The sequence below is a fragment of the Cyanothece sp. BG0011 genome (assembly GCF_003013815.1).
In the GTDB taxonomy this organism is placed as follows: Bacteria; Cyanobacteriota; Cyanobacteriia; order Cyanobacteriales; family Microcystaceae; genus Crocosphaera.
The window spans coordinates 51,205-70,874 of the sequence record NZ_PRLH01000186.1 but is presented as its reverse complement, the minus strand read 5'-3'; the positions used below and the strand labels follow the sequence as shown (position 1 = coordinate 70,874).

The window sequence follows — 19,670 nt, the reverse complement described above, 5'->3', positions numbered from 1 at the left end:
GAACTTAGTCGTCTTCAAGCTTATGAATTTATCCAAGAAAATCTTAAAGGAAGTTCCATTAAGCAAATCCTTTGCGTGCCTTACTACTCGAGTGATATTTTATTAGCGATCGCCGTTAAAGATTTATATAATGTTCCTCTGGCCACTTATATCATGGATGATCAAAATATTGTTGTTAACAATATTCCTGATGATTTAATGCGAGAATTTTTAACAAAATGTTCACTACGTTTTGCTACTCATCCTGAACTGCGAGATGCCTACGAAAATAAATACGGTTTAAAATTCTGGTTACTTCCGGCTGTTGCTCCGAATCACTATGTTAATACAGCAATCACATTTCCAAAAGCTGATAAACTTCAAGCAAAGACAGGGGCTTTATTTGGCAGTATTTGGAGTCAGTCTTGGTTTGAGATGCTTTGTAGCACCATTAAGGGAGCTAATATTAAGCTTAATTGGTTTGGTAATACGAGCTATTGGTGGTTACAACAATCTTCAGAAGAGTTAAGACAAACAACAGGAATTACACCTTTTGGGGTATTATCAGAACCAGAATTAGCTGAAAAACTCAAAGATTACCCTTATATTGTCGTTCCCACCGGCACATTAGATGAACGAGATGATTGCCAAAATCTCTCTCAACTGAGCCTACCGGGTCGTATTATTTTTGCGTTAGTTTCCTCTAATACTCCTATTATTATTATAGGTAGTGAGAAAACAGGGGCTTCTCATTTTGTCAAACGATTCGGTATTGGGTTAACCTGTGATTATGATGCTCGAGCCTTTAAACAAGCCGTTGATCACATTACTCAACCAGATGTTCAGAAAGAAATGCGCCACAATGCAGCCAAGGTTGCTGAAAACTTTTCCGATAAGGGGATAAAAGATTGGCTTTGGCAATCTCTTCAGAATGAACAACCCATTGACCTGAGATTTGAAAATTTGCTTCCCCGTGCTGAAAATGATATTGTTCACTATCTTGAAGCCCCTGTTCCTGGGGACATATATAAAGATTATGTGCCCGTCTATCACGTTATGAGACGACTTTATAACAAAGGCTATCGTCCCGATTTTATGGTCGATGTCGGCTCATCTCACGGAATTTGGTCTCATACCACTAGCAAGTTTTTCGATGAGGCTCGTTTTATTCTAATTGATCCGTTAATGTCCAAATATGAACAAGGCGCAAGGGACTTGTATATCAAACAAATTCCTAATGCAGAATTATTAGAAGTTGCAGTCTCTAATCAGAGTGGAACAACGACTTTCCAAGTTTCTCCTGATCTTTATGGCAGTTCTTTACTTAATCCTGCTGACTATCGAACCTATGATACAGTTACAGTTGAGGTTTTAACCCTTGATCAAATCGCTCAGACTTATCAGTTGACAGGGCGAGGAATGTTGAAACTTGATGTCCAGTGTGCCGAACATATTGTCTTAGAGGGGGCTAAACAATTCTTAGAACAAGTAGATGCCATTGTTGTTGAATTATCCCTTGTCCGTTATGATGCTGAAGCATTGGTTCTCAGAGAAATGCTTAATCTTTTAGACGAGCTTGGTTTTCGATATTATGACGAAACAGGGGATTGGCGATCGCCTATTGATGGAACTTTACTGCAAAAAGAAATCGTCTTCTTAAGACATAATTTACTGGTTTTTCAAACTAGCGATCATTAGTGAAATAACAATTTTGGAAATTTACCAGAAAAGCTTAGCTTTTCTTTCCACTCTCTCTTCCCTAACCTCTTTTTTTCAAATCATTGCCCAACAACAAGATTATGCTGAAAATCAATCTTATGACTAATAAATCTTCTGACAATGAGAATCCCAAAGGACTGGTTAGTATAGTTGCTAGTTTTCCCCTAATTAGACGAATTAAAATAATCAAAGAATTATTTTTAGAAAAATTAGATGTTCTTAACAAAAAATTCAATAATTTTGATAACAAAGTCAATCTTCTTCTTCAAAATGATACACCCCTACTTCAGGTTTCTATTGCCATAACTAAGTCTTTACAAAGTATTCAACAAGAAATTCAGGGATTATTGGACGAGTTACGAAAAAACTTCGCCGTTTCTTCAATTAAATTGAGTGAAATGGACGATAAAATCATTCAACTTGAGAGGAAAGTTGAAAAATCTCAACAAAAGCTGAGCAGTGAATTTCAAGCTTTAGTTGACACAGTTGTTAAAAAACTAGATAGTCAAATTACTGGTATTCAACAAAATGACGGTTTATCCAATCGAGAAGTCGGGTTAATGTGCTATTTATATTCCTATCTTCCTAGTCGTCGCGTAATTGATATTGGGGCAAATGTTGGTGAAACATCTCAATCTCTTCTTAAAGTAGGGTATGAAGTTTATGCGTTTGAACCCTTTTCTTCGACATTTCAAGAATTAAATGAACGATTAGGAAGTAATCCAAATTTCCATAGTTTTCCCTTTGCTATTGGAGAGTATAACAAAGGAGACTTGTTTCACATTGCTTGTGATCAGTCAGAAAAGGGGATTCATAAATATTCTAGCTTATACAATAGCTTAGCTAAGAATTCTATGCCTGATGATTTACCGTTTGCAGAGACGATAAGTGTAAATGTCAGAAGTTTAGTTGACTTGCATGATACTCAAGAAATCCCTTCTGATATCGGATTAGTCAAAATTGACACTGAAGGCTATGATATTCAAGTTATTCGAGGAATGGGAAGTTATCGTTATCCAGTTGTGGTTGCTAAATTTGGGGATACACAATTCTCTTGCGATCGTTTTGGGGCGATGAATCAATTAGAAGAATTGGTTCAAGAAATGAAAACTAAAAACTACAATTGGTATATTGTTATTTACCAAGTTTCGGGAAATAATACACCTAGCTTTTATAGCAATTATCCCCAATCAGTTGAGAATAGTTGGGGGAATGTGTTTTTCTTCCAAGACTATAGCATTTTTTCAAAAGCACTAATGTGGTGTTCTGCTGTCATGTCTGAAACCTATATTCAGTCAGTTTCTGATTATTGAACGACTGATTGCAGTTTTTTGAACATATTCTAGTTGTATTTGATCAAACATAAAACTATCAAAACTAGCAAATTCTGGAAGTTACGGGGTAAATGGTTTAGTTTGAAACAAAAGTTAGGTTTACCCACTGATGAAATTTAGTATTTTGTAAGAAGGATGGGTTAGTTATGCTGTCTGTAGATAAAAAATTTTTATTTATTCATGTACCGAAAACTGGCGGTAATAGTATTCAGAATATTTTGAAAAATTATTCTGAAGATCAAATTGTAATTCATGGAAATCATCAAGATGGAATTGAGCGTTTTGAGGTGAGGAATAAAAAATATGAAGTCACAAAACACTCTACCTTAGCACATTATCAAAGAATTTTGGAGCCTCAACTTTATCGAAAATTATTTAAGTTTTCTACAATTAGAAATCCTTATGATCAGATGATTTCCTGGTATTTTTCTCCTCACCGAGGTATCACACAATGGGTTAGAGAAGATTTTATTCGCTTAGTAGAGGAAACCCCAAAATTAAGAGAATATATTAAACTTCCTAAAACCCCTTTTTTGAAAAACACTATTAGTAGATTAGGATTTCCTTTCAATCTTAACTATTCAAAATTAGATGGAGATATTAACTTTTTAATAAGATTTGAACACCTTGACGAAGATTTTAAAAAAAGTTTGTCAGATAGTTAATATTCCCTATCAACCTTTACCGATTCGTAATCAATCTCAAAGACAACCTTATAAAACTTATTATGATGAAGAACTTAAACAAAGAGTTTATTTGAAATTTCGAGAAGAAATAGAATTCGGAAATTATGACTTTTAGTGGGACTTTACCCCCATTTGTTGTCAATATCTTACTAAAAACAACATCAAGTTTCTAAATAATGCCCAACTAAAATGTATATGAAATATAAAAATATGATTTTTATATTATTTTTTTAAAGTAAAAGATTGTTTGACTTTAAAGAATTGGTTTCGTAATTTCCAAAACTTACTACTTTCCATTCCTTCTATGGTAGCTTGACTTTCGTTAAGTTGCTCTTGTAATTTATCAATTTTTTGCCATAGGAGCAATCGATTTTCTTCACTACGGTTCAATTGTGTTTTTATGTCTTCTATAGTTGCCTCTTTTTGTTCAATGATTTGTTGTAGTGATTCCTGTTTTGTATGACTTAGTTGAAGTTTTATTGTTAATTGTTGAACTTCCTCACGCAATTCTTCAATCAGTTTAATATGATGTTTCTGTTCTTCCCGAAGTTGATGAATATTGCCTCGGAGATGAGTGTTTTCTGTTTGAAGATGAGTGTTTTCTGTTTGAAGATGAGTGTTTTCTGTTTGAAGATGAGTGTTTTCTGTTTGAAGATGAGTGTTTTCTTTATAAAAGTGATCATACTTTTGACGAGTTTTCTTGACAACGCGCTCTCTAGATTCTAAGACTTGCCATAAGGATTTTAATGTTTCTGTATTATTCATAACCTAATAATTTATCTGCTTGTTGACAGTTTTCATCATTGTTTGCTATTTTATAGTCTTGGGACTCAAGATTACTAGATAGTAACTTAATTTCTTTGAGTTTGCCTCCCCTTGAGGATTGCTCTAGGTTGTTATCTCCAGTACATTTATCAAAGTCATAGAATTTATTGATAAAATTAGGCTCATAATTAATTTCTAAAGTTTCACAAATTAAGCTAATTTGAGTGATGGGGTCTTGACAGATTTGTTCATAATGAAAAATCGGATAATAACAAACTCTTTGAGCATATTTTAAGTAAGCTTCTCCAAAGACCTCAATGCCGCGATTTAAATGAGGAAAAGTACGGTTTATTGAGTCGTATACGTCCGCTGAACGACGGACAATGACTATGGGTAAACTAATTAGTCCGTAGTGGGCTAAATATAAGTCTTGCTCTAAGATGAAACTAGGGGTTAGAATTTGATTATTGCTAGGATCATCCATAAAGTTGACTGCTGTCCAATCTCGGATAATTAAATGATGATTAGAAGCTTTTGCTTGAGTTATTAAAAAGTATATCTGTTCTCCATAAGGTTGATCAACAAACTCTTCTAGCTGTTCATCTGATAAAAGATTAAGCCAATTGTTGGCCTGTTCTGCAATAGAAACCACTGAAGCCAAAGGGTTAACTTCGGATAAAATTAAATTACCCGAGATACTTCCTAAACAACGATTAACTAATGTTCCTCCTGAACGGGGATAAGCATATATAACAGGAATCTTCATAACTCGCATTTCATACAAATAGTGATGACCATCGATAAACCACTTAAGTTGTTATTACTGTTTAAAACAAGTTATCCAAAATTAGACGAGTTTTTTCTGATAATGTTTCAATTTCACTTTAAGACAAGAGAACAAGAATGATTCATCTAATTAGAATTAACTTTTGCTCCCTGTTTATCAATAGAAAGCGATCGCACATCTGCTACAATCTCTAACTGTGTCCAAGCATTTTTCATGGCGGTTTCTACGGCTTGAATCTGCTCTGGAGAGGTTAAGGCTAATAGAGTCGGTCCAGCACCACTAATAACCATACCGTAAGCTCCTGCTTTCAAGGCTGATGCTTGAACGAATTCATAGCCTTCGATCAATCCTTTACGATAGGGTTGATGGAGTTGATCGGCCATCGCTTTAGTTAGCCATTGTCCGTTCCCCGTTTCTAATCCTCTGATTAATAAGCCCATACGAGCTACATTAAAAATAGCATCACCATAGGGTAAGGTTTTCGGTAAGACTGCCCTAGCTTCTTCTGTGGAGAGTTCAAAGTCAGGGATAGCCACCACAGGAATAATGTCAGAATGCCAGGGAATTTGACAAATTTCCCAGTTTTCAGGTTCACCCACCGATAACTGACAATTTCCTAGTAAGGCAGGAACCACATTATCAGGATGACCTTCTAATGCAATGGCTAATTCCATGATTTCTGCTGTAGACAAAGGTTGGCCAGCCAGTTCATTCGCCCCCACTAGCCCCCCAACGATAGCGGTTGCAGAGCTTCCTAACCCCCGGGCCAGGGGAACCCCTAGTTTTATTTCAATCGCGATTTTCGGGGGTGTTTTGTTGAGATGGTGGTATAAATGAGTAAAGGCTTGATAGAGAAGATTGCTGCGATCGCGACTAACTCGATGGGCTTCTGTCCCTGTTACTGTTATGTTGAGATCAGTATCAGCGTCTGATTGTTCAGTAAACTGAAATTGATTATAAAGGGTTAATGCTGCACCAAGACAGTCAAACCCGGGTCCAATATTGGCCGTTGTTGCAGGAACGGTAACAGTAACAGTAGACATAAGAAACGATACTGGTTTAAAGTTATCGATTTATTCTAATAGAAAATATGATGAAAAAGCAAAAACCCTGTCCTTATTGTGAAGGAAAAGGATATGTTGAAATTCGAGATTGTAGTGGAGAAGTTCAGAGAGAAGAAACCTGTGTTTTTTGTGAAGGGACTGGTCATGTTATTAAACAAAAGGAGGCTAATAATTGACCCTATTAGTGATTGACGATTTATAATTTTTATCTTTGACTTTTTCTATTACTATAGCGCAATAGTGATGAGAGCCATACTTTACGGTATAAAAATAAGGTGGGCATTGCCCACCCTACAAATATCTAAACGGCGGAAATCACAGGATAAGGATGGGTTAACTTATCTAACTGTTGCACCAGTAAACTGAGGAATAAACCCACATCGGTGACAATACCCACCGACTCAACAGAACCGCGATCGCTTAATTTGGTCACTACCGCAGGGTTAATGTCCACACAGACCATTTTCACCCCTGCCGGAGTCATATTACCCACGCCGATACTATGTAACATGGTGGATAACATCAAAATCATGTCTGTACCTTGGATTAACTCAGCATAACGACTTTGCGCTTTAATTAAGTCCATTTCTGTGTCGGGTAACGGGCCATCATCTCGGATAGAACCGGCTAAAACGAAGGGAACGTTATGTTTAACGCATTCATACATGACTCCTTTGCCGATCACCCCTTGTTCTACGGCTTGGGCGATACTACCACAACCGCGCACCGTGTTAATGACTTTGAGGTGATGACGGTGGCCCCCACTAACAGGAATACCCCGTTGCATATCTACCCCTAAAGAGGTTCCCATCATCGACTGTTCAATATCATGGACAGCGATGGCATTACCCCCTAATAAGGCGTGAACATAGCCCTCACGGACTAATTTTGCCAGGTGTTGGGCCCCACCGGTATGAATGACCACCGGGCCGGCCGTAACCACGACTTTACCCCCTTGATCACGGACTTGGCGCATTTCCCAGGCGATCTGTTCCACTAATAATTCAACTCGGCGCTCACTGGAAACCCCAGATCCCATAAAGGTAAATTCTTTTTTGCCGTTGCGTTGATCGCGATCTTCGGTTTGTCTGACGGTACGAATACCATCCACTCCCACCATGACATGATCCCCTTCTTCGAGATCCCGTAATAACTTACATTCTGCGGTCATTTTTTGAGGATCAACCACAATAGCAGCATCCATGCGCTGATTTTGGACTTTTACCCATTCACAGTTAACTCTAACTTCTGTGGGATAAATGGTACTCACATAGAAGTCATCCGGGGCAACCCCTGCTTTAGTAACGGTTTCGGTGTTAATGTCACACACTTCTTGAGGAGGGGCAACGGCACCAAGATCGATCAATTGGGTCATGATTTCTTCCATGACATTATGATCCGGCGCTGAGACGCGAACTTGTGCCGCCGATGTGCTTTGTCTTTCTAACCCTAAGTCAAAATTAAGAACTTTGAAACTGCCCCCATTTTCGATAACGGTATCAAGGGCTTTATTCATGATACCCGCATCAAGGAGATGGCCTGTTAGTTGAATGGTACGGCTTTCGACGGGGGTACTGGCATGAACATCTTCTAAAACGGGTTCGTTGACACGGAGGGTTAAGCATTTAGCTGCCCCACCAGCTTTGAGAAACTCGGATAAGGGGGTTTGTACCACTTCAAAACCCACATCATTTAACCGTTGTTTTAAGCTGTCGCTGATTTGGTTCATGATGATGGTGTAGTTAATATTCACCGCATTACAGGCGAATTTAACCGCGTCGGGTTCTTCAACCACAATGCGCTTTTCTTCGGGGATACGCAGTTCAATTAAGCGGTTAGAATAGGCATCAAAGGCAGGGGGATAGTAGAGTAAGTAACCGCCAGTGAGGGGACAGAAACAGGTATCAAGATGATAGAAACGTTCATCAATGAGACGGAGGGATAAGACTTCTGTGTCTAACCATTGGGCAATATAAGGATGGGAGTCTAACTCGGATCTAAAACCGTATCCGGCCCATAACCAACGGCCTTCTCTGTCAAATAAAGCATCGCCGGCCCCTTCAAAGGGTAAATCTTTGGGGAGTTCAAAGACATTGAACCCATTGTTAGCAAACCATTCTTTAAAATAGGGTTCTTCTCCTTGTCTTTCTTTATGATAAAAACGACTGACGATCGCATTATCTCCTAAGACTAGCCCGGCGTTGGCGGTAAATACCATGTCAGGCCACCCTTTTTGGGGTTCCACTAATTCAACGATCGCCCGTTCTTTGATAGCGTGATACAGTTGGTTCCATTGTTCTACGGAGCGATCGCGGGTTGATTTATGGATATTTCCTTCCATCCAAGGATTAATCACATAATCAACATCATAGTGGTCTGGGGCGCACATTAAAATACGAATCGAATCAGTCATAATAGTGTCTTCAATTAAGCTAAATTTACATATCTGTGGTTGATGGTATCCAGGTTGTTGACTCCTCACCGATACTGAATAACCCAACTTACCATCTTACCGTGAATTTGACTTGAGAAGTGGTTGTTTAACCGTAAGACAGTGTAGGGTGGGTTCGGCGACTAGAATTGAGGCGATCGCAGGTAGATAACCATCCGTCATAACCCACCAAAACCTGATAACTGTAGTTGACAATTTGGGATCTGTGAACTATGTTTAACGTATGCTCGAAGTTCGTCAAACAGAGATATTCGCCAACTGGTTCAAGGGTTTAAAAGATCGTAGAGCTAAGGCTCGTATACAAGCGCGTATTGACCGCCTCGAAATAGGCAACTTTGGGGATGTCAGTACAGTAGGAGAAGGGATAAGGGAGCTTCGTATTCATTATGGCCCTGGCTACAGGGTGTACTGCGTACAACGGGGACTCATCGTTATTGTACTTCTGTGTGGTGGCGATAAAAGCTCCCAAAATTCTGACATAACCAAGGCCAAAGAACTCGCTAGACAATTAGAGGATTGAATTATGGCTATTAGCACAACTCGCTGGAATTCAGCAGAACACCTCAAAACTGAAGAGGACATTCAGTTATATTTAGAGGCGTGTCTTGAAGAAGCTGAGGATGATCCTGCTTTTATTATTCATGCCTTTGGTGTAATTGCTAGGGCTAGGAATATGAGTCAGTTAGCTAGAGATACAGGGTTAAGCCGAGAGGGATTATATAAGGCATTGTCTCCTGATGGCAACCCCAGTTTTGCGACGGTAGCCAAAGTAGCCAAAGCCCTCGGTTTTAAGCTTACAGTTGAACCTCTGGCTTAAGGTTTGTTCCTTTTATATAACAGGTTATCTCTTAGATTTAGTATTCCCTTTTTGAATTAGAATTTAACAATCTGTAGAAAAATAACGCTTTCTAGTATTAGTAAGATATAATGATAAATGATAATATTTAACATTAAAAAAGATGCGCTACAAAGTGAGGTTACAAGAAAGTGAAGAAGGATATGCAATCTGGTGTCCCAGTTTACCTGGATGTTGGTCCCAAGGTGAAACAAAAGAAGAGGCAATAGAAAACATTAAAGATGCAATAAAAATCTATTTGGAGACAGTTGAAGAATTAAATAGGGATACTGAATCTCTCTATGTAGAAGTGGGGTAATGATGCCTAAACTTCCAGGCATTAATCATTTAAGAGCAATTAAGGCTTTTGAGAAAGCTGGTTTTGAAATTATTAAACAAGGTAAACATATTTCTATGAGTAATGATGATCGTGTTATTGTTATTCCTAGAGCCAATCCAATTAATGCTTATACAATGGCTGGAATTATTAATGATGCTGGATTAAGTATTGAAGAATTTAAACAACTTTTATGAGTTATTATCATGATTATTATTTTCCCCAATAAACCCCCCAGAAATAGAAATTAGCGATCGCTAATCTTGTGGCGATCACTATAAAACTCAGTTAAACTAATTCAATATGAGAATCATCCCCTACCATAAATCTTAACGCTTTTGGTCGTTGAGGAGCCATTTCTAGTTTAGCCCGTTGTCCAATTAGACTATCAACAATTCTTTGATGAATTTCTAATATTTGTGCGCCTTCTAAAAGTACACTATGTTCAATATCCGCATCAATTAACGTGCAGTTATCACCAATACTGGTATAGGGGCCAATAAAACAATTTTCAATATGACAATTTTCTCCGATAATCACCGGACCACGAATGGTACTGTTAATAATTGTTGTGCCTTCTTTAATATTAACTCTGCCACTAATTTTACTTTTTTGATCAACACTTCCTGCTTTATTAATGGTTAAATTGGTATCTAAAATAATGCGGTTGGCTTCTAGTAAATCATCTTTTTTCCCTGTGTCTAACCACCAACCATTTAACTGTAATGACTCAACAATTTTCTCACTATCAATGAGTTCTTGAATAGCGTCAGTAATTTCTAATTCTCCCCTCGCTGACGGTTGAATATTGGCAATGGCCTCATGAATACCAGGAGAGAAGAAATAAACCCCAACTAATGCCAAATTTGATGGGGGATTTTTGGGTTTTTCAACTAACTTTAATACTCGACCTTGGTTATCAACTTCGGCCACACCAAATGCAGTAGGATTATGAACCGAACGTAATAAAATCAATCCATCTAAATGCTTATTTTTAAACTTATCTAAAAAGAGATGAAGATCGTCTTGAATTAAGTTATCCCCTAAATACATAATAAAAGGGTCATCTTTTAAAAAGGGTTGGGCAACTTTGACCGCATGGGCTAACCCTAAAGGTTCGTCTTGTACAATATAGGTAATGTTAGCTCCTAACTGTTCACCTAACCCAGTTTTTCTACGTATTTCTTCCCCTGTTTCGGGACTAATAATAATACCAATCTCGGTAATTCCGGCCTTGACAATTGACTCGATTCCATACCATAAAATTGGCTTATTAGCAACAGGAACTAATTGTTTTGCCCCTGTATAAGTCAGGGGTCTTAGTCTGGTTCCTTTTCCACCGGAAAGAATTAATGCTTTCATAATTTTAAGTTAATTTTTATAGAGTTTAGTTAACATTTCTTTAAGGGAATCCCGCCAATAGGGGGCATTCTTCCCTAATAGTTTAGCCGTCTTTTTTCCAGATAAAACTGAATAATGAGGTCGTTTTGCTGGGGTGGGATAGTCTTCAGTTGTAATCGGATTAACTTGCTTAATCTTCAGGGGATATCCCATGTTTTTAGCTTCTGCAAAAGTAGCCACGGCTAGATCATACCAGCTTGCTACACCACTATTTGTAAAATGATAAATTTCTCTTGTTTGTGCTAAATTAAGTTGAGTCAGCATTTGGGTTATAGTATTAGCAATATCATAGGACCAGGTAGGACTTCCAACTTGATCACTGACAATTCCCAGTTGTTCTTTTTCTTTACCTAAACGTAACATCGTCTTGACAAAATTACCTTTCCCTTCAGTGCCATAAACCCAAGCTGTTCTTAAAATAACATAGCGATCGCCGTTTTTTTCAATCCCTTGTTCTCCTGCGAGTTTGGTTTGTCCATAAACCCCAATGGGATGAGTTTTATCTGTTTCTAAATAAGGCGTATTTTTAGTTCCATCAAAGACATAATCCGTAGAAATATGGAGTAAAAATGCACCTATTTTTTTAGCTTCTTCTGCTATAATTGCTGGTGCAATGCCGTTAACTGCAAAAGCTAAGTCTGCCTCACTTTCTGCTTTGTCCACAGCAGTATAAGCGGCGGAATTAACAATAATATCGGGTTGAATTTCTTGGATAACTTGACGAATATTATTAGGAGAGGTTAAATCAAGTTGCTGACGGTTGGTAGCAACAATTTCTCCTAGGGGTATTAAGGTTTGCTGCAAGTCTTGGCCGACTTGTCCATCACTGCCAGTTAACAAGATTTTTGTCATTATTTTTCTGGGGTGAGAAGTTATTTCCGATTCTACAAGGTTGGGGTCAAAAAGTGAAGTGATTCACTTAACTTGCCAATAATGATAAGTTTGTTGATTATCTTCAACAGCTATGGCAGCTAAATAATTATCCTGGGGGGTTAAATATAATAGATTATAATTGATGTGATCACACTCAGGTAAACTCATAAATTTTCTCGGTTTTTTGGTTGATATTTCTACTTTTTCTAATCCTCCACTGATTCCTTTTCCAATCGCTTTTAAATAAGCTTCTTTTGCTGTCCAAAGTTTAAAAAATTCTCGTTCTTTTTCTTGAGATGATAAGAGGCTAATTTGTTCAAATTCTGCCTGAGAAAAAAAACGTCTAGCTAAATTTTCCGCCTCTGACATGGGACGGATATATTCTATATCAACCCCAATTAAATAATCACAAGTTATCCCGTAAATTGCTATATTTTCTGAATGAGATACATTAAATTGTAAGTTAATTGTATTGATTTTATCTAAGAGTTCAGGTTTGCCATACTCATTATATTGAAACTTGATGTCTTGAGGAGAAATGCCTAGATAAAAACTTAGAATTTTTCTTAAGCTACTTCTTGCTAAGGTATATCTTTGTTGATGTTTTTCAAAGCGAAATCTTTGGGCTTTAATTTTTTCTTCTTCATTTAAAAGGTTGAAACTATTTTGAACATGAATCGAAGATTGTTCTAAGTTTGTTTTCCAGATATGAACTGTTTGAGAGTTAATGGTTAAGTTTTTAGAGGGACTTTCCCATATTATAGTCATAATTCAGGTATCAATTATAAAGATTAAGCAATAGATAGAGAAAAGCGGAAGGTACTCCCTTTCCCTATCTCACTTTCGACTTCAATTTTACCCCCTTGTAATTCTACCAGACGACGGGTAATTGCTAGGCCGATACCGGTCCCCCCAGAATAGCGAGAACGAGATTTATCGGCGCGCCAAAACCGTTCAAAGACATAGGGTAAATCTTCGGGTTTAATGCCGATTCCTGTGTCAATAATTTCGATCCAAACTTGTTTTTTTGTTGACCAAGCTTTAATAGTAATGGTTCCTGTTTCTGTATAACGAATAGCATTACCTATTAAATTAACTAATATTTGTTCCGTGCGATCGCTATCCGCTAAAACCGGGGGTAGTTCTTGAGGACAATCTAATTCAATTATTGGCCCATCATCCATAATTTGATCGCTAAATTTTTCGACTAAAGATGTTAACAAATGAATAATTTTGATAGGATGTAAAGTAATAGAAAGATAACCCGCTTCTGCTTTAGAAAGTTCTTGCATATCATGAATTAATCTTTCTAATCTTCTGGTTTCTTTAACTAAGTTTAAATAGAGATCAGGATTTCCTTCAATAGACCCATTGGCTAATTCTTCTAAATAACCCCTCATAACCGTTAAAGGAGTCCTCAATTCATGGGTCATATCACTAATTAATTCTCGTCTTCTTTTTTCCACTCCTTCTAAACTATTCGCCATCATATTAAAACTATTTCCTAATTGATCCCATTCGGGAATATCAGTTTCTGGCATTCTTTCTTCTAAATGACCTTGGGCTAATTTTTGGGTAATTTCTTTCATTTGATTAAGGGGTTTCATGGTACGACGGGAGACCACATAACTCACCCCTCCAGCCGCACTAACCCCGAAAATAACCGACCAAAATGCACTATTATTCCAGGCGGTTTCAAAGCCTTTTACTAAATAAGTTCTCGCTGAACGAACGGTAAAAAATCCTTGTTTTTCTAACTTTTCTAACCGAAGAACAAACATTCTAGGAGAAGAGAATTTAGCGATACAAATAAAACTTCCTAATCCCACAAACATAACTAATAAATGGGATAAAAATAAACGAGTTCCTAAACTTAATTTAGACATTTTTTTATTGACTAGATAATTTATTCATCAGTATAAAGACTAACTAATTTAGCAATAACAACAGCCGGATAAATTTGTCCCACTAAAGCTTCCCCATTACTTAAAGTCATGGCAAAGGCATTATTAGGGGTAATATCCCCATAACCTAAGGTTGTTAAGGTAGTAAAACTAAAATAAAATAGAGAAGATGTATCTAAACTTTCTGGTATAGAAAAAGCATTCGGATCAAAAAAAACAGTAATTTGATAGAAGAAAAACCATAAAAGACCTAAAAGTAAATATAAACAAATCCCCCCTCTAATTACCTGTTTATTAACCTTCGGTTCTTGAGAAATTCTAAAACCAATAGCGATAATAAACATGATCATAAAAATGCCATAGCAAAAGTAAGAAACTAAAGCACTGATTTCAGTGAAACGAATGGATTTCAAAACAATAACATCAGCAATAAAGCCCAAAGCCGCAAAAACCCGTAAGCAAAAAAGAATGTTTTTCGGTAAATTAAAGGTATTTAATCCCAAGAGTAAAGTCAGTAAAAAGAAACAACTAACTAAAAAATTAATGTAACTATTAAAAGCCGCAAAAGGAGCTAAAATAAACAGTAAAATAAGGTTAATAAAAAGTTTGTTGTATCCAGTGGCTGAAGAATAAAATTTCCAGGTAGATTTCATGATTATATTGAGCTAAATATCAACCATGATAAAACAAAAATAAAACTCAACAAAGAAGATAAACAAATCTCAATGAAACAAATTATGTAATTTGCTTATCAATAAGCAATATCTTTGTTAGACTGATCGGGATTACATCTCAAATCATAACAAATTTCCTTATCTCCCCATCCTTAACTAATCCAGGATCATGTTACTGTCCTTATCCAATGCCTTTATTAAAAGACCGGTATTAAGTACGGTCTGTACTATCGTTATTATCCTTCTGGGGACTATTTCTATGGCGGTGTTGCCCTTAGATAAGTTACCTGAAATTGCACCGAAAAAAGTGGCGGTAACAGCTAACTATATCGGGGCCGATGCTAAAACCACAGAAGACAACGTAACTACCGTATTAGAAAGAGAAATTAACGGAACCGAACAAGTACGCTGGATTGACTCCTTTACCGATAATACGGGAAATGTCTCCATTAACGTCACCTTTCCCACGGAAATGGACCGTAACACCGCCCAGGTATTAGTTCAAAACCGAGTCTCTCAAGCTCAATCTACCTTACCCTCAGTAGTTAACCAAGCAGGGGTGAGAACCAACACCCAATCCCCCAGTTTAACCCTAGTGTATGGGTTTTATGCTGAAAACGGGCCTGATGGTCAACCCCTCTATGATAAAACCTTTATCTATAACTATGTGGATCGCTACATTTCCAATGAGATGAAAGGGTTGCCAGGGGTGGGATCAGTGGGTTTATTTGGAGGGGCAAACTATGCCATGAGAATCTGGCTTGATCCCGATAAATTAGCTGCCAGGGGACTCACGGCCCTAGATGTGGTAGGGGTGATCAATGAACAGAATTTTGACGTAGGGGTGGGTAGAATTGGACAACAACCCGCTCCACCAGACCAACAGTTTGAACTCCCCCTACGGATACAAGGACGATTTCAAACCGTGGCCCAAGCAGAGGATCTGGTTGTCAAAGTGGGGAACGATGGTACTTTAATCCGCATTGGAGATGTGGGTTACGCAGAATTAGGGATGGAAAACTATGACACCGTAGTGAACGTTGATGGCTTCACAGGGGTAGCATTTTTAATTTATCAGTTACCCGGCAGTAACGCCCTAGAAACCGCCGACGCAGCTAAAGCGAAAATGGCAGAATTAGAGCCAAATTTTCCCCCTGGCCTGAAAGTGGTCATCGGGTTAGATAATACCCTATTTGTTAATGCCTCTCTCAACGATTTAAGCATCACCCTACTCCAAGCGATCGCCTTAGTGGTATTAGTGATCTTTGTCTTTCTCCAAGACTGGCGTACCACTATTATTCCGGGTATTGCTATCCCTGTAGCCTTGGTGGGGGCGATGATCGGTTTAAATGCCTTTGGTTTTACCCTTAACCAGTTAAGTCTGTTTGCTTGTGTATTAGCCACCGGGTTAGTCGTCGATGATGGGATCGTTATTGTAGAGGCGGTTTCGAGTAAATTAGCCCAAGGAATGCGGCCCACTCAAGCAGCCATGGATGCTATGGACGAACTATTTGGGGCCACGATTTCCACTTCTGTGGTATTAATGGCCGTATTTATCCCCGTTTGTTTCTTCCCAGGGACCACCGGCATCGTTTATCGACAGTTTGCCTTAACGATCATCTTTGCGGTTTTATTTTCCACCTTCAACGCCTTAACCTTCTCCCCTACCATGTCGGCCATTTTACTGGGGCCACCGGAAGAAAAACACGGACCCCTAGCCCTCTTGTTTCGCTGGTTTAACCAAGGGTTTGAGATGATTCGGCAAGCCTATCAAGGTTTTATTACCTTCCTCACCCACATTAGAGTTGTCATTATGGCTTTATTTATTGCCGGGTTAGTGGCCACTGGTTGGATCTATACCACCATGCCCTCCGGCTTTATTCCCGCCGAAGATCAAGGCTACTTCTTTGCTTTAGTGGACGCACCACCGGGAGTATCTCTCAATTATACCCAGGCCATCGATCGCCAAGTCACTGACATTATTCAAAATATGGAGAATGCGGAGCAAACCCTAGACCATGTGATTAATTTAACAGGATTTTCCTTTGAAGGGAGAAACGCCAATAAGTCTCTGACCTTTATTAAATTAAGGCCTTGGGAAGAACGGCCTGGCCCGAAAAAATCAGCCTTTGGTATCATTCAAACTCTCAATCGACAGTTTGCTCAAAACATAACTGGGGCCAGAGTGTTTGCCAGCAATGCCCCTCCTGTGGACGGTTTAAGTAACTTTGATGGGTCAGAAATCTTTATTCAAGACCGTCAGTTAAAGGGAATGGATGCGTTAATTGATAATGTGCAACGGGTGATGACGGCCGCTAACCAACGGCCAGAAATTGGGCAAACCTTTACCACGTTTACCTTTAATAGTCCCTTGATGAGTTTATCCATTGACAGAGAAAAGGCCAAAGCGCAAAACGTTGATATTGATAGTATTTTAAGAACGTTACAAACTTATATTGGCTCTAATTTTGTCAATCAATTCGTTTTTGAAGGTCGTCTCTATCGGGTTTATGCCCAAGCAACGGCACAAGATCGCTCTAACCCCCAAGATATCGGTCGTTTATATGTGCGATCGCGAGAAGGGGCGATGGTTCAACTGAGTAACTTAGTCAGTACCGAAACTACCACTTATCCTCCCATTCTCACCCGTTACAAAACCTTTCCGGCCATTAAACTCATTGCTTCTCCGGCCCAGGGTTATAGTTCCGGTCAGGTGATTAAAGCCATGGAACAAGTGGCCCAGGAGACGCTGCAGCCTGGGTTTGGCTATTCTTGGACCAATACGGCGGCGGAGGAACAAAGTTCGGCCGGGGCTGCCCCCATTGTCTTTGGGTTAGCCTTTGTCATGGTATTCCTGGTGTTAGCCGCCCAATACGAAAGCTATATTGACCCTACCATCATCCTCTTGACGGTTCCGTTGGCTATTTTAGGGGCGCTGGGGATGATTTGGTTACGAGTTACCTTTGTACAAACTGCACCGTTTAACCCGGGTAATGGCATCTGGCCAGTGTTAAATAATAATATGTATGCTCAGGTCGCGTTAGTCATGTTAATTGGGTTAGCTGCTAAAAATGCGATTCTTATTGTAGAATTTGCTAACCAGTCCCGTGATCTTGGCATGAGTATTACTCAAGCGGCCATTAGTGCATCGGAACAACGGTTACGACCTATTTTAATGACGGCCGTGTCTTCCTTGGTGGGGTTTGCTCCTTTGTTAGCTGCTTCGAGTGTGGGGGCGGTGAGTCGTTGGTCTTTAGGGACGGCTATTTTTGGCGGTTTGGCCTTGGCGACGGTGTTAAGTTTGGTGTTGGTTCCTATCCTCTATATTGTCATCAAAAACTTTGAAAAATATGTTCTCGGTGGGGATGACGGCAACCCTCCTGGGAATGGAGGAAATGATCACGGAAACGGCAATCAACCTTCTCCTACAGCACCCGAAGAGGAAAAAACCCCAGTCTATCGTATTTCTCCTCAAAACGAATAATGAACGTAGGGTGGGTTAGACGGCTATCATTTAGATTGCCAAAAGAATATAATAATCCGTCGTAACCCACCATCTTAGTTAAAACAAGGAGTAATTAAAATGTTTAAAAATTGGACATTTAACGATTGGATGAATCACATTCTTTTTGTGGGGACAGTTATTTTATTAATCATTTCGTTTACTTAACTAGGAAGATAACCATTATGAACATTAGAAAAGTTATTTTTGCTGGTATTATAACCGCTTTAATTGGTGCTATGTTCGGCTTAGCTGTCACCACCATATCAGGGCGAGAAGAACGTAAAAAAATTCTCCTTTTCGGGGGGGCAGCCGTTGGCTTTGCGATAGGGGCCTTTCAAGAATCGATACAACAACAAAAGAAACTCAGAGATGAAGAGTACGGTGATGTTGATTCTTGGAAATGATCCCGAAAAATAGGGATTGATAAAAGGAGTTAAAAAGGATAATCTCAACTTTTTAAGACTTCTTGAATCATATAATTAGCCTGAGAACCATAACCCCCCCCAAATAAATTATAATGATTTAAAATATGATAAAGGTTATACAACGTTTTGCGTTTTTTATACCCTTCATCTAACGGAAATACTTCATTATATCCTCGATAAAAAGCAGCCGGAAACCCCCCAAATAGTTCCGTCATGGCGATATCAACCTCGCGATCGCCGTAATAAGTGGCAGGATCTAATATAACCGGTTCTCCTGCTTCTGTCACTGCTGCATTTCCTGACCATAAATCACCGTGAACTAAAGAAGGTTGAGGAGCAATAGTTGATAAAATATCCCTTACTTTTTCGACAATTTGACTATAATTACCAAAATTTCCTCCCTTTCTTGATGCCAATTTTAATTGAAATCCAATGCGATGATTGGCAAAAAAATCAGACCATTTTTCTGTCCAATTATTAACTTGTGGGGTTGAACCAATGGTATTATTTTGACTCCAGCCAAATCTAGTTTCTCCTTGATATTGGTGCATTTTAGCTAAATTTCTTCCCATTGCTTCCCAAGAAGCATTAGAGGATCTTCCGAATTCTAACCATTCTAAGACAATATAACTTGAACGTTCGGTCATGCCCCAGCAAATGGGTTTAGGCACTCGAATAGTTTGGGTTTTTGTCATTTCTTTGAGTCCCAATGCTTCGGCCGTAAACATTTCTACTTGAGACGCATGGTTAATTTTGACGAAGTATTTAATATCTTCTCCAATCAAACAATAACCTTGATTAATACAGCCTCCACTCACTGATTTTTGACTTTCAATTGTAAAAGATTTCCCTGTTGTTTGACTAATATGTTCAGCAATTTGTGTCCACATTATTTTTACCCTTAATTATCAATAAATTTTTTGGCAATAA

At 38.5% G+C, this 19,670-nt stretch carries 21 protein-coding genes; 11 read left to right on the top strand and 10 right to left on the bottom strand.

Annotation, left to right across the window (positions count from 1 at the left end; translation table 11 throughout):
• From C4E06_RS23425 to C4E06_RS29055, 4 genes are all read left to right on the top strand, one after another.
• The coding region (locus tag C4E06_RS23425; RefSeq protein WP_157951229.1) for an FkbM family methyltransferase at nt 1–1,677 on the top strand (1,677 nt) is incomplete at its 5' end.
• Between the two features lie 119 nt (nt 1,678–1,796).
• Entirely contained in the window at nt 1,797–3,011 is a 1,215-nt protein-coding gene (locus C4E06_RS23420; RefSeq protein WP_157951227.1) for an FkbM family methyltransferase, read from the top strand.
• Between the two features lie 167 nt (nt 3,012–3,178).
• On the top strand, nt 3,179–3,697 hold the full coding sequence (locus C4E06_RS23415; protein WP_107670778.1) for a sulfotransferase family 2 domain-containing protein: 519 nt from the start codon (nt 3,179–3,181) through the stop codon (nt 3,695–3,697).
• Nucleotides 3,660–3,833 carry a hypothetical protein gene (locus tag C4E06_RS29055; RefSeq protein ID WP_157951225.1) on the top strand — a complete coding sequence of 58 codons (174 nt, stop codon included), beginning with the start codon at nt 3,660–3,662 and terminating at the stop codon, nt 3,831–3,833. Before C4E06_RS23415 ends, C4E06_RS29055 begins: the two co-directional genes overlap by 38 nt.
• 107 nt (nt 3,834–3,940) lie before the next feature.
• On the opposite strand, the gene C4E06_RS23410 is transcribed toward C4E06_RS29055, so the two are convergent.
• The 3 genes from C4E06_RS23410 to thrB form a co-directional block, all read right to left on the bottom strand.
• Complete coding sequence (locus C4E06_RS23410) at nt 3,941–4,483, bottom strand: hypothetical protein (protein WP_107670777.1); 543 nt, start codon at nt 4,481–4,483, stop codon at nt 3,941–3,943.
• The gene (locus C4E06_RS23405; protein ID WP_107670776.1) at nt 4,476–5,258 is read right to left on the bottom strand and encodes a sulfotransferase family protein; all 783 of its coding nucleotides are present in this window, start codon (nt 5,256–5,258) and stop codon (nt 4,476–4,478) included. Before C4E06_RS23405 ends, C4E06_RS23410 begins: the two co-directional genes overlap by 8 nt.
• A 137-nt stretch (nt 5,259–5,395) precedes the next feature.
• Nucleotides 5,396–6,313, bottom strand: a complete 918-nt coding sequence (gene thrB / locus C4E06_RS23400; RefSeq protein WP_107670775.1) for a homoserine kinase — start codon at nt 6,311–6,313, stop codon at nt 5,396–5,398.
• Nucleotides 6,314–6,360: 47 nt separating this feature from the next.
• Between thrB and C4E06_RS27440 the strand changes: the two genes are divergently transcribed.
• Entirely contained in the window at nt 6,361–6,510 is a 150-nt protein-coding gene (locus C4E06_RS27440) for a hypothetical protein (RefSeq protein WP_157951222.1), read from the top strand.
• A gap of 125 nt (nt 6,511–6,635) precedes the next feature.
• On the opposite strand, the gene C4E06_RS23395 is transcribed toward C4E06_RS27440, so the two are convergent.
• Nucleotides 6,636–8,747 carry a TIGR00300 family protein gene (locus C4E06_RS23395; protein ID WP_107670774.1) on the bottom strand — a complete coding sequence of 704 codons (2,112 nt, stop codon included), beginning with the start codon at nt 8,745–8,747 and terminating at the stop codon, nt 6,636–6,638.
• A 262-nt stretch (nt 8,748–9,009) separates the two neighbouring features.
• Here C4E06_RS23395 and C4E06_RS23390 point away from each other — a divergent pair, with 262 nt between their 5' ends.
• The 4 genes from C4E06_RS23390 to C4E06_RS23375 all read left to right on the top strand — a co-directional run bounded on the left by C4E06_RS23390 (nt 9,010) and on the right by C4E06_RS23375 (nt 10,155).
• The gene (locus C4E06_RS23390) at nt 9,010–9,306 is read left to right on the top strand and encodes a type II toxin-antitoxin system RelE/ParE family toxin (RefSeq protein ID WP_107670773.1); all 297 of its coding nucleotides are present in this window, start codon (nt 9,010–9,012) and stop codon (nt 9,304–9,306) included.
• Between the two features lie 3 nt (nt 9,307–9,309).
• Entirely contained in the window at nt 9,310–9,603 is a 294-nt protein-coding gene (locus C4E06_RS23385; protein WP_107670772.1) for an addiction module antidote protein, read from the top strand.
• A gap of 142 nt (nt 9,604–9,745) precedes the next feature.
• Nucleotides 9,746–9,940, top strand: a complete 195-nt coding sequence (locus tag C4E06_RS23380) for a type II toxin-antitoxin system HicB family antitoxin (protein WP_107670771.1) — start codon at nt 9,746–9,748, stop codon at nt 9,938–9,940.
• Nucleotides 9,941–9,942: 2 nt separating this feature from the next.
• Complete coding sequence (locus C4E06_RS23375) at nt 9,943–10,155, top strand: type II toxin-antitoxin system HicA family toxin (protein WP_107670770.1); 213 nt, start codon at nt 9,943–9,945, stop codon at nt 10,153–10,155.
• Nucleotides 10,156–10,246: 91 nt separating this feature from the next.
• Here C4E06_RS23375 and C4E06_RS23370 read toward each other — a convergent pair whose 3' ends face one another.
• From C4E06_RS23370 to C4E06_RS23350, 5 genes are all read right to left on the bottom strand, one after another.
• Nucleotides 10,247–11,320, bottom strand: coding sequence for a glucose-1-phosphate thymidylyltransferase (locus C4E06_RS23370; protein ID WP_107670769.1), 1,074 nt, complete (start codon nt 11,318–11,320; stop codon nt 10,247–10,249).
• 9 nt (nt 11,321–11,329) lie between these two features.
• Complete coding sequence (gene rfbD / locus C4E06_RS23365) at nt 11,330–12,211, bottom strand: dTDP-4-dehydrorhamnose reductase (RefSeq protein WP_107670768.1); 882 nt, start codon at nt 12,209–12,211, stop codon at nt 11,330–11,332.
• A 63-nt stretch (nt 12,212–12,274) separates the two neighbouring features.
• Nucleotides 12,275–13,000 (bottom strand): 4'-phosphopantetheinyl transferase superfamily protein, encoded by a 726-nt coding sequence (locus C4E06_RS23360; protein ID WP_107670767.1) that lies wholly within the window; start codon nt 12,998–13,000, stop codon nt 12,275–12,277.
• A 23-nt stretch (nt 13,001–13,023) separates the two neighbouring features.
• Nucleotides 13,024–14,118, bottom strand: coding sequence for a HAMP domain-containing sensor histidine kinase (locus tag C4E06_RS23355; protein WP_107670766.1), 1,095 nt, complete (start codon nt 14,116–14,118; stop codon nt 13,024–13,026).
• Between the two features lie 20 nt (nt 14,119–14,138).
• The gene (locus C4E06_RS23350; protein ID WP_107670765.1) at nt 14,139–14,789 is read right to left on the bottom strand and encodes a potassium channel family protein; all 651 of its coding nucleotides are present in this window, start codon (nt 14,787–14,789) and stop codon (nt 14,139–14,141) included.
• A gap of 190 nt (nt 14,790–14,979) precedes the next feature.
• Between C4E06_RS23350 and C4E06_RS23345 the strand changes: the two genes are divergently transcribed.
• A complete protein-coding gene (locus tag C4E06_RS23345) occupies nt 14,980–18,294 on the top strand; it encodes an efflux RND transporter permease subunit (RefSeq protein ID WP_107670764.1) in 3,315 nt (1,104 codons plus the stop codon).
• Between the two features lie 203 nt (nt 18,295–18,497).
• Nucleotides 18,498–18,719, top strand: a complete 222-nt coding sequence (locus tag C4E06_RS23340; protein WP_107670763.1) for a hypothetical protein — start codon at nt 18,498–18,500, stop codon at nt 18,717–18,719.
• A gap of 44 nt (nt 18,720–18,763) precedes the next feature.
• Here C4E06_RS23340 and C4E06_RS23335 read toward each other — a convergent pair whose 3' ends face one another.
• Nucleotides 18,764–19,630 (bottom strand): fructosamine kinase family protein, encoded by an 867-nt coding sequence (locus tag C4E06_RS23335; protein WP_107670762.1) that lies wholly within the window; start codon nt 19,628–19,630, stop codon nt 18,764–18,766.
• Nucleotides 19,631–19,670 lie beyond the last annotated feature (40 nt).